The organism is Brevibacterium sp. AGC70 (genome assembly GCF_057334195.1).
Genome location: NZ_JBHFIH010000013.1, coordinates 124,226 through 137,294, shown reverse-complemented (window position 1 = coordinate 137,294; position 13,069 = coordinate 124,226). Strand labels below are relative to the sequence as shown.

Sequence of the window (13,069 nt, the reverse complement as noted above, 5' to 3'; positions counted from 1 at the left end):
CCTCGGCGCTCCGCCGTTGTTGCGAGAGGTTGCTCCGGGGAGAGCGTCGAGTGTTCTAGGGGTTGTCGAGCGCCGAGGTGATGGCCCAGCTGATCTGGGCGAAGACGTTTGGTCGGAAGAGATCGCCGAATGTCAGGTTGAAGACGCGGAATCCGGCGTTGACGAGGTTCATATTGCGTTGGTGGTTCTCACGGGCGGCGTCGTCTGGGCCACTTGGGTGCATGTAGTACTTGCCCACTCCATGGACTTCGACGATGACCGATGCCCTCTCGTGTCGAAAGTCGTTCCTGCCGATGAACTTGCCAGTCGGCGAATAGGTATTGACCTGAGGTGTCATTCCAGTGATGCCATGTCGGTGGAATTTGACCGCGCAGAAGGCCTCCGCATTGGATTCATAGGCGGCATGGGAGAGACAGAGCGCCAACCTGGCTCGTCTGAGGCCCCGAGCTCCCGCGGAGAAGAATGACTTGAGTTCCTCTTTGGCAATTCGTTTCGCTCGCAACGCCTCCGAGATCAGCGGCACCGATACTTCCAGCGGGTGATCAAGCGCGATGTCGGCCAGTGTTCTGGGCAGGCTGGTCACGGTGTAGCCGAGGCTTCGATCGACATCCTCGGCGGCAATGGCACGAGCATAGAACGCCAGATCCGGGTAGTTGCGAGAGTATGCGCTTCTCGAGATCTCGACCCTTTTCGTCCCGGTGACAACAGGATCCAGACCATGGATCAGTGCCGCGGAGACATGAGAGAAGACATCGCCTGGCAGCACCGAGGCTCGTCGAGATGCAATGCGAATCCGCAGCTCCTCGGCTTCGTCCCTGATGTCGCCGTGGAATTGGGGAAACGTGGTTCCGGGCTCCTGCGCAAGCCCCCGGGTGGTCTCGAAGTGCGAGCGGGGGCAATCGGATATGAGGATGTAGTAGCCGCGACGTACTCTGCGCAGACAGCAATTCAGTGCCGCAGCAAGGTCGGGGCGAGGCATATCGAGTTCGGCGAGGTCATTGCGCGTCGCAATCCGGAACATATTACGATTATGCCCACATCAACCATCAAACGCAATCAAATCGCATCAAATGACATCAAGGAAGCGTTTCAAGCCCAACCCATCCAGCCCAACCCATCCAGCCCAACCCAACCAACCCAACCCAACCCCAGCTGGCTCTGCCGAGACAACGGTGGAGGGCCGAGACTACCTTGCGGACGCAGGTGCCGCGGCGCTCCGCCGTTGTCTCGAAGCACGAGCGGTTCTACGGGTGGTGGAGCAGGTACGTTCCGCCCTTGAGGCAGGTATCGAGGACCCAGCCGTCGGCGACGAGCGCGGTCAGCGAATCGCGCAATGCCTTCCGCCACCGTGAGGCGAGCTCGGCATCCTGGCCGCGCAGCGTCTCGATGTCGGAGGGAATGTCGAGGGAGACCAGACTGGCTTCCTTGGGCACCTCGGCAACCAGCGGCTCACCGTTGTCGTCACTGCGCAGACATTCGAAGGCATCGTCCGCCTCGGCGAGCGTGGCCCTGGCCGGCTTGTCGAGCGGCCACGATACGACCATGCGGTCGCTGGCCTGACCGGCATTGACGCCGTCGCGCATCTGCCCGTAGAAGTCCTCGAGGTATTCGACCATTCTCACCCCCAGGCGCTGGAAGTTGAAGTAGGCGTTGCGTGCCACCAGTGGATCGAAGGTCCAGGTCATCTCCGTGATGCCGAGGTTGAGACACCATAAGCGCTGATGCAGCTTCATCGCCGATCCGGCGCCGCGGCCGATGATCTGGTGCCGCACACCGGCGATGTGTGAGTGCATGAGCGTTCCCAGCGGTTGGCCGAAGAAGCCGATCGTCACCCCGATCATCTCGTCGGGTTCGTCGAGGCTGTAGGCGGCCGAGACATAGTTTCCCGCATGGGCGAAGGCGACGATGAGTCCGGGCTCGAGCACATTGGTGCCCGTCTCGTCGACGCTCCACACTTCGTCGAGCAGGAGGGCGGCTTCGGCGGCCTCGGCGGCGGTGTGGATCTCGCGCACCTCGATCCGGGCGGCGTCAGCTGCGGCCGCATACTCATCCTCGGCCAGGGCAATGATCTCCGAGTCCACTGTGGACAATCCTTCGCGCGGTGTCATGGTGACATTGTGCCACCGAACCGGCCGTCTTGACGCTCCCGAACATCGATATCTGAAGCATCTGCGCTGGTGTCGGCGGGTGGCGTCGAAGAGCAATCGGCAGGTATAGCCTTGACAATATGAGCTTCTGCGTAGCTGTCATAGGGGCCGGGACGATCGGCCGTTCATTCGCTTGGCTGTTCGCCCGGTCGGGTTACCAGGTCCAGGTCTTCGACCCCAGACCCGACCTCGCCGAGGTGGTCGCCGAGTTGCAGGCCGACGTCAGTGCCGATGCTGCCGCCCACGAAATGCTCGCCTCCGAACTCGGGTCCATCAGCCTCGCCGAATCCGTCGAGGCCGCGGTGACTGAGGCCTCGTTCGTGCAGGAATCGGGGCCCGAGGATCCTCAGGCCAAGCCGAAGCTGTTCGCCCAGATCGCCGCCGCGGCCTCGACCGACGCGATCTTTGCGACCTCCTCATCGACCATCCCTGCATCTTTGATCGCTCGACACCTGCCGGCGGAAGTCGCGGCCCGCGTCATCGTCGGTCATCCGTTCAACCCACCTCACCTGATGCCGCTCGTCGAGGTGGTGCCGGCCCCGGCGACGAGTCTCGACACGGTCGAACGCGCCCTTGAGTTCTACCGCAGCTGCGGTCGCGAACCCGTGGCACTGAACCGGGAGGTTCGCGGATTCGTCGGCAACCGCCTGCAGAACGCGCTGATGAAGGAAGCGATCGCACTGGTGTCCAACGGTGTCATCTCGGCACCCGAGCTCGACGCGGTGATGAAGAATTCCCTGGGCTTGCGCTGGTCCGCGGTGGGGCAGTTCGAGGCGATGCACCTCGGCGGGGGAGACTCTGGGATCCGCGGTTTCATGCACCATATCGGAGCCTCGTTCGCTCAGATCGGCGAGCTTCCACTCGACCTCAGTGATGAGGGGATGACTGATGTCTACGCCCAGGTGGAGCGGGCCTACGGTCAGACGCCGAGCCGGGCCGCAGCCGAGGCGAGAGACAACACCCAACGTGCGGTGCTCGATGCTCGCGACAAGGGCGGAACGCGCGAAGAGGAATGAGACGCCCTGATCGCCGACTGGATACTGGGCCCGCCGGTGCGCCGGCGCCGGCAATGGCGATGGCGGTGGGGAAATTCGCCGCCGCCGGTGCATCGTCACCTGGCCTTTGCGCGATCAGAACGGGCAGCTGGTACGGACATCACTCAAGTCGATGCCGGTCGTCGGACCCGGGCAGAGGAACTGGTCGTAGCGCCGATCCTCGTCGAGGAATGCCTTGAGCCAGGCGATCGACTGCGCAGCGATGGTGGTGTTGGATCTGTTCGGGGCGAAATGGCTGGCGCCGCGCAGCTCGAGATAGGTCCGCGGAGTGCTGCTGGGCAGTCCGCTGTAAAGAGGAATCGAATGCCTGGAAACCGGAGCGACGGTGTCGTCCTGTGCCCCGAAGATGAGCGTCGGGGTGCTGACCTCTGAGAAGGTCTTATTCGTGTTCCACGGGGTCATGGCGATGGCTCCCTGAAGCTCGGGTCGGTCTTTTGCTGCTTCGAAGACGCCGCCGCCACCCATGGAGTGCCCCATGACTGCGAGTCGGTTGGGATCCACCTGGTCCTTGACTCTGCTGTTCTCGGTGAGGTAATCGAGGGATGCGAGCAGCTGATCTCCGCGGGAAGCGGGCCTGTCGCTGGTGGTTTTGGTGTCGATCGTGAAGACCACGAAGCCCTGGGACGCCAATCGCGATCCGAGCCAGGCGATACTGGACTTCCGTGCCGTGTACCCGGGCGAGATCGCCACTGCGCCGTAGCCGCCCTCGACACTGCTGGCCGGATAGTAGATCGTGCCCCCGCCGAAATCCCTGACCGAATAGGAGGAAACAGTCTGCGTTGACACTTCGAACGGACCTTTCACTGCTTCGATGCTGCTGGAAGTGGGGTCCGGCCCATTCTCGTAGGATGTCTCTGCTGCACCAGCGGGTGCACCCGTGAGCATGATGCTCAGGGTCAGCGCCACCAGCAGCAGGGCGGATGTGGTTCGACTGGCTAATGATTTCACGAGTTCTCCTTCAGCAAGCGACAAGTCAGGTTTCTCTACCGAACGGTAGATCAATCTAGCCGTTGGCCCCGTCAGTGTCTAGTCTTTGAGGTATGGCAGAAACAGATGGACGGAAGCGACGATTCGAGCACCGACGCAGTGAGGTGCTGCAAGCTGTGACGGTGTACGTCCTAGACCATGGCATCGCAGACCTGTCCCTGAGACGGGCTGCGGAAGTCGCCGGCATAAGCCACGCCACGCTCCTGCACCACTTCGGGACGAAGGAGAAGCTCGTCACCGAAGTCCTCGAGGCGATCCTCGGAGTCGCACTTGCCGACCCGGACATCCCAAATGACGATCCCGACCCTCTGCGCTCCCTATGGGAACGGGCGCGTTCAACCAGCGGCCTGCGTCACGCCGCCACGTTCCTTGAGATCACGATCTTCGGGTACCGGGAAGGTACAGCCGTGAGTCGTGCTGTTCGTCAATCGGTGGACGACCGGATCGACCTCTTGGCAGCGGGATTGATCCGCGCAGGATGCCCTACGTCCAGGGCGATGTCGCTGGCGACCCTGGTGCTGGGCTCCCTGCGCGGGCTGCTCGTCGACCTTCTCGCCACGGGAGATGAGGAGAGAGTCGATGCCGCCTTCGAAGAGTTGCATGCCGCCGTCACAGCCGTCGTGCGCGGCTAGGCGTATTGACCAATTGGGCAGATGACGCCATAGGTGGGAAGTCAGGACACTTCTCCGAGCCTGTGAGTCGAGGTAGTCCAGGGGAGTCCACTGGAGGACGTTAACGCTGGAGTCGAGACCGGCAGGTTGAAGTCATCTCGCCATCAATTAGATGTCGCGATCCGTTTCTTTTCCTGGTGGGTTCACAGCTGCCCTGAGTTTTTGACTGCGCCGCAGGTTTTCCAGGGGTAATGGGCCGTCGGTAGGAAGTCCGTGCGCCGAACAGGGTGCAGGTTCAGTCGGTTTGGACACGGCTGGGGCCGGACGGTCAGTCCGCCTGCGCCGGGACGCTCTGACCGCGGCATGGTAGAAGTTACACCTCGGCAGGCAGGGCCACCTCAGACCGCGGCTTGGTAGAAGTAGGTGGTGCGTTCGGCGATGAGGCCCTCGGTGTCGAAGAGGAAGAAGTCGGCGAAGCCCACGGACGTTTCCGTGCCGTCCTTGAGTCGACCGGTGAAGACCCCGCGGCTGGATGCGCGGTCGCCGTCGATGAGGATCTCAGTCAGTGAATGCGCACCCGATTCGATGACGCGCTCACCGTGGTAGAACTCGGTGATCTGTGTTCCGATCATGGTCGGATATCCGGGCCGATCGTAGTGACCCTCGGCCGCGAAGAGCGCCGAGGTGGCACCAGCGTCTCCGGCATCGACGGTGGAGTAATAGCGCTTCACGAGTTCAGTCACACTGTCCATGGCAACACAGTAACAGCGATCACACTCGAGCCTGCGCTCACAGGATGGGACGGGGAATTGCCGCCGAGGTGATTGGGCCATAGCGTGGGAGATGGATCCATTCGTCGATCGGTGCCGGAGACTCGGTTCCACGCCGCTGGATCGAGGTCAACAACCCCCGCAGAAATGAGGCTCGACATGTCCACCATGTATCGCGTGACCAACCCGGCAACCGGCGAAGTGGCCGAAGAATTCGCCACCGCGACCGATTCAGAGATCCTGGCCGCACTCGATCGATCCGCGACCACCTTCACCGAATGGAGTCAGACTTCCGTGGCCGACCGCGCCGCGATCCTCGTCCGCGTCTCCGAAATCTACGCGGAGCGGGCCGAAGAGCTGGCGAAGGTCATCCAATTGGAGATGGGCAAGGCAGTCCCCGAAGGCAAGGGCGAGGTCGGACTGAGCTCCGCCATCTACCGCTACTTCGCCGACAACGCAGAAGCCTTCATGGCCGATGAGCCCCTGCGCGGACCCGATGATGGAACCGCGATGATCCGCCGCAAGCCGGTCGGGTCCCTGCTGGGCATCATGCCCTGGAACTTCCCCTACTACCAGGTCGCACGCTTCGCAGCGCCCAACCTGGTCCTGGGCAACACGATTCTGCTCAAGCACGCCCCGCAGTGCCCCCGCTCGGCTCAGATCATGGAAGAGATCTTCATCGAAGCCGGACTGCCCGAGGGCGCCTACATCAACATCTATGCGAGCAACGAACAGGTCGCAGACATCATCCTGCCCGACCCACGCAACCATGGTGTGTCCCTGACCGGTTCCGAGCGCGCAGGTTCGGCCGTGGCCGCTGAAGCCGGTAAGAACCTCAAGAAGGTCGTCCTCGAGCTCGGCGGATCCGACCCCTACATCCTCCTCGACACCGCCGATGTGGAGAAGAGCGCGAACACCTTCTTCAAGACCCGCATGGGCAACACCGGGCAGGCCTGCAATTCGCCCAAGCGCATGATCGTCATGGATGACGTCTACGACGAGTTCCTGTCATCGATCACCGAGGCGGCCAAGAAGTTCACCCCCGAAACCCCCGGTGCTGAAGGTTCTCGCCTGTCCCCGCTTTCTTCGACTGCGGCTGCCGATCGCTTCATCGAGCAGGTTCAGGACACGGTCAAGGACGGCGCCACTCTGCTCGCCGGCGGCAAGCGCTACGACGGCGGCGGCGCCTTCGTCGAACCTGTCGTCCTCGCCGATGTGGAGAAGGGCATGCGCGGCTATTATGAAGAGCTCTTCGGTCCCGCCGTCATCGTCTACCGAGTCAGCAGCGAGGAAGAGGCCGTCGAGATGGCCAATGACACTCCGTTCGGACTCGGTGCCGCCGTGTTCTCCAACGACCTGGAGCGGGCAGAGCGCGTCGGTTCCCAGATCGACTCCGGCATGATCTTCCTCAACACACCAGAGGGCAGCCGTGAATACCTGCCCTTCGGCGGTGTGAAGCGCTCTGGCGTCGGACGCGAGCTGGGCCCGCTGGCCATGGACGAGTTCGTCAACAAGCAGCTGGTGTTCAAGAAGAACTGAGGCTGAGTCGCCTGCCACTCTCAGAGCGCTGATCGCATAGTCGATCAGCGCTCTGATTGTAAGCTGAGGACACACATACTTTTCTCAGCAGGAGGATCTCATGTCGGCACCGAAGCCGTCGCCCCAGGTCAACGCCGCGGCCTCAAAAGGGTTCATGCGTCCGATCAACCGCTTCCTCGAACAGTGGATTCCGTCAGCGCTGACGTTTGCTATCGTTCTCACCCTCATCGTCGCCGTCCTGGCGTTCATCCTCACCGGGGCCAGTCCGGTCGATGTTGTCACCGGCTGGGGTGAGGGACTGGCAGGACTCCTCGAGTTCATGACCCAGATGTGCCTCATCCTGCTGCTGGGCCATATTCTCGCGAACACCGGACCGGTGCAGAGGCTGCTGACATGGCTGGCCCGAGTTCCCGGCAGCCCGGCCTTCGCCTACGTATTCGTATTCGTCGTCGCCGCGATCGCCAGTCTCATCACGTGGGGACTCGGCCTCGTCGTCGGTGCCCTGCTGGCGCGTGAGATCGCCGTTCAGGCGCGCAGCCGTGGCCTCAAGGTCCACTTCCCGCTGCTCGTCGCCGCCGGGTACTCGGGCTTCGTGGTCTGGCACATGGGCTACTCCGGCTCGGGCCCGCTGACCGCAGCAACACCCGATTCCTTCTTGGCGAAGTCGCTGGGCGGTGAAGTCATCCCCGTCAGCGAGACCATCTTCTCCACCTGGAATCTGCTCGCCATCCTCGGCGTCATCGTCGTCTGCGCCGTCCTCTTCTACCTCATCGCGCCGAAGAAGGATGCCCCGGTCTACGAACTGCCCGAGTCGATCACCTCCGAATCGAGATCCACCCTCGACGAGCAGGTCGTGACCCCGGCCGACCGCATCGACGCCTCGCGGATCCTCACTCTCATCGTCGGCCTGGCACTCGTGATCTACCTGATCATCCACTTCGCCCAGGGCGGTGGACTCACGCTCGACATCGTCAACTGGTCCTTCCTCGCGCTCATCTTCCTGCTCGTGAAGAACCCCTTCGAACTCATCCATCTGACAAAGGAAGCCGCCTCGAACGTCGGCGAGATCCTGCTCCAGTTCCCCCTCTACGCAGGAATCCTGGGCATCATGTCCGGCACCGGCCTCATTGCCGTGTTCTCCGACGCTCTCGTCTCGATCGCGAACCCGACGACCTTCGGTGTTCTTGCACTGCTCTCTGCAGGACTGGTCAACTTCTTCGTTCCCTCGGGTGGCGGACAGTTCGCAGTCCAGGGGCCGATCATGCTCGACGCCGCCAACCAGTTGGGTGTCGATCCGTCGATCGCGATCATGGCAGTCTCTTACGGCGATCAGTGGACGAACATGCTGCAGCCCTTCTGGGCTCTGCCGGTGCTGGCCATCGCGGGACTGAAGATGCGTGACATCCTCGGCTACACCTCGGTGGCCTTCCTCGGATCTGGGGTCGTCATGGCCCTGGCTCTGATCCTCGTCTCCTTGTGAACTGAGGCTGAATCGACAGGGAATGAGCGAAGGGGCGACCCGGCGCCGTGATGGCCACAAGGTGCCTGGTGAGGTCACAGTTTGACCTCTATCCGGTTACCGACGGTTACGATATGGTAGCCTGCATGGTTGGTCTTCACCGGGAGTCCGGTGTGCAGAAACAGGGAAATCGATGTGGACGCGATGTCGTCCGCTGAAGGAGTGAGCCGATGACAGCCACAGTGGACAAACCCGCCAAGTCGCCGAAGGGCGGTGCGAAGAAGGTTCTCCCACCGGTGAACAAGCCGGTCTTCATCGCTGCAGCCCTCGGCACTCTGGCCATCACCATTTGGGCATTGATCTCGCCATCCAACGCCGAGGCTGTTCTCGGTGCCGTCGTCGGCTGGACTTCGGACTGGTTCGGATGGTTCTATGTCCTTCTGGTGGCCGCCGTCCTCGTCTTCGTCATCTACCTCGCCGCGTCCAAATACGGAAACACGAAGCTCGGCCCCGAACATTCCAAACCCGAATACGGGCTGCTGGCTTGGGCCTCGATGCTCTTCGCAGCAGGCATCAGCACCGACCTCATGTTCTTCGCCGTGGCTGAACCCGTCACCCAATATCTGGCACCGCCGAGCACGGAACCCGAAACAGTCGAGGCCGCCCGTGAGGCCACCGTCTGGACCTTGTTCCACTACGGCATCAGCGGTTGGGGACTCTATGCCCTCATGGGCATCGCCCTGGCCTACTTCGCCTACCGGATGAATATGCCATTGGCGATCCGCTCCGCGCTCGCTCCGCTCTTCGGCAAGCGCGTCAATGGCGGACTGGGCGACACCGTCGACTTCGCAGCGCTTCTGGGCACCGTCTTCGGTGTGGCCACCTCCTTGGGCATCGGCGTGGTCATGGTCAACGTCGGTCTCAACACGGTCTTCGGCCTCCCCATCGGTGTGGGCTCTCAGATCGGCATCGTCGTCGTCGGCGTCGCCGTGGCAACGCTGTCGGCCGTCTCCGGTGTCGACAAAGGCATCAAGTTCCTCTCGATCCTCAATGTCTTCCTGGCAGTGGCACTCAGCCTCTGGGTCCTGGTCGCAGGCAACACCAAATTCCTGCTCAACGCCTTCGTCCTCAACGTCTTCGACTTTGTGCGGATGTTCCCGAACATGGCGGGACAGACCTTCGCCTTCGAAGACACCGGAACGTGGATGACCGACTGGACTCTGTTCTTCTGGGCTTGGTGGATCGCCTTCGCCTCTTTCGTCGGTCTGTTCCTTGCCCGCATCTCGCGGGGACGCACGATCCGTCAGTTCGTCGTCGGCACCCTGACGATCCCGTTCATCTACATCTTCATGTGGATCTCGATCTACGGAAACTCCGCACTCGACCTCATCCGCAACGGCGACAAGGAGTTCGGTGAGAAGACGATGCTCAACCCCGAGGGCGGGTTCTATGAGCTGCTCTCGAACTACCCGGGATTCGTTGTCATCGCCGCACTCGCGACGATCACCGCGCTGCTGTTCTACGTCACCACGGCCGACTCCGCTGCACTCGTCATGGCCAACCTCTCATCGCGGCTGCCGACCCCGCAGGACGACGGCCGACCGGGGCTGCGCATCTTCTGGGCTCTGGCCACCGGTGCGCTGACGATTGCCATGCTCATCGTGGGCGGTGTCGGGGCCTTGCAGAATGCAACCGTCGTGATGGGTCTGCCGTTCGCCTTCGTCGTCATCCTCGTGATGGTCGGTCTGTACAAGGCGCTGCGAGTCGAGGCACACCGAGTCGACAGCGCGTCTCAGAGTCTGCCCGGTTCCCTGGCAAGACGCTCGCGCACAGTCGACGGTCATGAGCCTTGGCAGCGTCAGCTCGGTCGAGTCCTGTCTTTCCCCAGCGGGAAGAAGGCACGCGACTTCGAACGCGAAGTCCTGCTGCCCACCTTCGAAGAGGTCGTGGCAGAGATGGTCGAGCGCGGTGTCGACGCCCACTGCGGTCGAGTCGACACAGAAGGCGTATTCGTCGAAGACGGTGAGCTCATCCAACTCGAAGTCGACGGCAAGGGCGAATACCCGTTCCGCTACCAGATCTGGCCGCACAAGGTCAGTGTGCCTTCGTTCGGCGGACACATCCCGCGCGGAACCGAGGATTACTTCCGGATGGAGGTCTACCTCGACGGTGGGACCGGTCAGGGATATGACGTCATGGGCTACTCGAAGGAACAGCTCATCGACGACATCCTCGACAAGTACGGTCGTCACGTGGAGTTCCTGCAGATGCAGGAGAACATCGCTCACCCCGACGACTGACATCGTCTGCACCCTGTCCCCGGACCAACCATCTGCCCTTGAGGTAGACGGCCGTGCCGGGGACAGCTGTCTGTCTCGGGGCAGTTGTCTGTGACCTGGCAACCACGGTCAGCGTCGGGCGAGGCCCTCCACACATGTCCGCAGGGTGCGAGCGACCGAGAGCGCGGTGAGACCGCTGGTTGCCGGGTTCTCCGGGCTCGGCGTCGATGAGATCGAGAATGCGAAGTCACCTGCCGATCCGCTCGCGGTGATCTCATGGTGTGAGTCCACCTGACTGGGATCAGCCCGGATCTCCACTTGCGTCCGGTGCAGAGCCTCCTCCATCAGCTCATCATCCTCAGCTGCGTCGAATCCGAGCCCACGCGTCGCCCAGGCAAGTGCGACGGTGATGTTGACGTTGGCCGGGAACCTCTCGATCGCCTCGGCGGGGGAGCCGGTGAAGATGGTCTGCGCTCCATCTGCCGGGGTCAGCTCATTGAGCCGGCGAACCTCCTCGGCGTCCATCCACGGTTGGATGAGACCGGCCGGGGCCTTGGCCGTCCTGATCGACACGTCGTCGAGGGCCCGTGCCTGAGCAGCGGCCTCGAGGACGTCGAGCCCGCCGATCGCCCCATTCGTCACATACAGCTCGCCGGGGCCGGCCAGAAGTGCCTGTCTGGTCGGCCGATGCGCGAGGGCTCCGACGCTAGTGAGAACGATCGGAGTGCCAGCGGCCACCACGGCCGGACCATAGGCTTTGGCAGCTGGAACTCCCGCACATTCGACCACGGCATCGGCCGTGAGTTCGGCCCAGCGCGGGTCCTCAGGATGCTCGACCTCAATGAGATCGGCTCCCAGTCCACGATGCTCGGCATGCTTGTCGAAGTCCCGGACCAGGGCTGTCAGCCTCAGCCGCCCACTCGAAATCTCCGGATGCAGCAGCCGCGCGACATGTCGCCCGATCGCCCCGAACCCGATCATCGCCACCGTTGCCACTTCCCGCTCTGGACTCATGAGATCAGGGTACACATCTCCACGGACACGCAATGTCAGTGCGCCGGGGTACCGTAACGGTGTGGATGGACGAGGCAGTGGAGAGGGACCGATGACAGAGACGAATGCCGGCGATGGAACAGCCGCCGACGGCGCGGTGGCGGGCGAGGACGGGCTCGCCCGAACGCCGTGGGCCTATGGTGACCCGCTGCTGCGCACGTACTACGACACCGAATGGGGTATGCCCGTTCGGGACGAATCCGGGATGTTCGAACGATTGAGCCTCGAAGGATTCCAGGCCGGATTGTCGTGGCTGACGATTCTGAAGAAGCGTGAACGCTTCCGACAGGTATTCAAGGACTTCGACGCCGAGGTGGTCGCCGAGTTCGGTGAGCCCGAGATCGAATCCCTGCTCGCCGATGCAGGAATCATCCGGCATCGCGGCAAGATCGACGCCTGCATCGGCAACGCCAAAGCAACATTGGCGATGCGCGAGGAAGGTGGCCTCGGCGATTTCATCTGGAGCTTCCAACCGGAGACCACCCCGCGTCCCCGCACACTGAGCGAGGTCCCCACCACGAGTCCCGAGTCTCTGGCACTGTCGAAGGCGCTGAAGAAGAAGGGGTTCCGGTTCGTAGGACCGACCACCATGTATGCGCTCATGGAAGCGGTCGGTATGGTTGACACGCACGTCCTCGGATCCCATCGCCGAGGTGTCTCCGGAGTTTGGAATGACTGACTGAAGGTCTGACGAATGACTGACGAAAGGCTGGAATGAACGATATCCGAGTCAGCGCACTCGTCCTGCTGCACCCGCTCGAACCTCTTCTGCTCATGGTTCGCAAAGAGGGCACGACGTCGTTCATGCTCCCCGGCGGCAAACCCGAAACCGGTGAGAGTGCCGAGGCGACGATCATCAGGGAGATCCACGAAGAACTGGGCCTGACGCTGGAGGCTGGCCGCCTCTCCCCGCTGGGCACCTTCGCCGCGGACGCGGCCAACGAAGCCGACCACAGAGTGATCGGGGACGTGTTCTGCTATGAGGGACTGCCTGCTGAACTCGACGTCGATCGCATCAACCATCAGGCCGAAATCGCTGAGGCCGCGTGGTTTCCCTACTCTCCGATGCCAGTCGACACCGTTGAGCGTCAGTTCGCTCCACTGACCCGTCTGCAGGTCATTCCTGCATTGGAAGCACGAGGCCTGCTCACGTGGTGAGGCTCGGGCGG

The 13,069-nt window shown here is 62.5% G+C and carries 12 protein-coding genes; 7 read left to right on the top strand and 5 right to left on the bottom strand.

What is annotated here, in order from left to right:
- Positions 1-55: 55 nt before the first annotated feature.
- A complete protein-coding gene (locus ACE03M_RS09470) occupies positions 56-1,021 on the bottom strand; it encodes a hypothetical protein (protein WP_485933756.1) in 966 nt (321 codons plus the stop codon).
- A 223-nt stretch (positions 1,022-1,244) separates the two neighbouring features.
- Complete coding sequence (locus ACE03M_RS09465; RefSeq protein WP_485933755.1) at positions 1,245-2,108, bottom strand: hypothetical protein; 864 nt, start codon at positions 2,106-2,108, stop codon at positions 1,245-1,247.
- Positions 2,109-2,227: 119 nt separating this feature from the next.
- Between ACE03M_RS09465 and ACE03M_RS09460 the strand changes: the two genes are divergently transcribed.
- Positions 2,228-3,163: a 3-hydroxyacyl-CoA dehydrogenase NAD-binding domain-containing protein gene (locus ACE03M_RS09460; RefSeq protein ID WP_485933754.1), complete on the top strand. Its 936-nt coding sequence runs from the start codon at positions 2,228-2,230 to the stop codon at positions 3,161-3,163.
- 114 nt (positions 3,164-3,277) lie between these two features.
- Here ACE03M_RS09460 and ACE03M_RS09455 read toward each other — a convergent pair whose 3' ends face one another.
- Positions 3,278-4,150, bottom strand: coding sequence for an alpha/beta hydrolase family protein (locus ACE03M_RS09455; protein WP_485933753.1), 873 nt, complete (start codon positions 4,148-4,150; stop codon positions 3,278-3,280).
- 92 nt (positions 4,151-4,242) lie between these two features.
- Here ACE03M_RS09455 and ACE03M_RS09450 point away from each other — a divergent pair, with 92 nt between their 5' ends.
- Positions 4,243-4,821 (top strand): TetR/AcrR family transcriptional regulator, encoded by a 579-nt coding sequence (locus ACE03M_RS09450; protein WP_485933751.1) that lies wholly within the window; start codon positions 4,243-4,245, stop codon positions 4,819-4,821.
- A 377-nt stretch (positions 4,822-5,198) separates the two neighbouring features.
- Here ACE03M_RS09450 and ACE03M_RS09445 read toward each other — a convergent pair whose 3' ends face one another.
- Complete coding sequence (locus ACE03M_RS09445; protein ID WP_143920515.1) at positions 5,199-5,552, bottom strand: nuclear transport factor 2 family protein; 354 nt, start codon at positions 5,550-5,552, stop codon at positions 5,199-5,201.
- Between the two features lie 177 nt (positions 5,553-5,729).
- On the opposite strand from ACE03M_RS09445, the gene ACE03M_RS09440 reads away from it, so the two are divergent.
- The 3 genes from ACE03M_RS09440 to betT all read left to right on the top strand — a co-directional run bounded on the left by ACE03M_RS09440 (position 5,730) and on the right by betT (position 10,868).
- Complete coding sequence (locus ACE03M_RS09440; protein ID WP_485933750.1) at positions 5,730-7,109, top strand: NAD-dependent succinate-semialdehyde dehydrogenase; 1,380 nt, start codon at positions 5,730-5,732, stop codon at positions 7,107-7,109.
- A 100-nt stretch (positions 7,110-7,209) separates the two neighbouring features.
- Entirely contained in the window at positions 7,210-8,589 is a 1,380-nt protein-coding gene (locus ACE03M_RS09435; RefSeq protein ID WP_485933748.1) for a short-chain fatty acid transporter, read from the top strand.
- Positions 8,590-8,798: 209 nt separating this feature from the next.
- The gene (gene betT, locus ACE03M_RS09430) at positions 8,799-10,868 is read left to right on the top strand and encodes a choline BCCT transporter BetT (protein ID WP_485933747.1); all 2,070 of its coding nucleotides are present in this window, start codon (positions 8,799-8,801) and stop codon (positions 10,866-10,868) included.
- Between the two features lie 108 nt (positions 10,869-10,976).
- Here the strand turns inward: betT and ACE03M_RS09425 are convergent, their stop codons facing one another.
- Entirely contained in the window at positions 10,977-11,861 is an 885-nt protein-coding gene (locus tag ACE03M_RS09425) for an aspartate dehydrogenase domain-containing protein (protein WP_485933745.1), read from the bottom strand.
- 91 nt (positions 11,862-11,952) lie between these two features.
- On the opposite strand from ACE03M_RS09425, the gene ACE03M_RS09420 reads away from it, so the two are divergent.
- Positions 11,953-12,579, top strand: coding sequence for a DNA-3-methyladenine glycosylase I (locus ACE03M_RS09420; RefSeq protein ID WP_485933743.1), 627 nt, complete (start codon positions 11,953-11,955; stop codon positions 12,577-12,579).
- Positions 12,580-12,614: 35 nt separating this feature from the next.
- A complete protein-coding gene (locus tag ACE03M_RS09415; RefSeq protein WP_485933741.1) occupies positions 12,615-13,058 on the top strand; it encodes an NUDIX hydrolase in 444 nt (147 codons plus the stop codon).
- Positions 13,059-13,069: the final 11 nt, after the last annotated feature.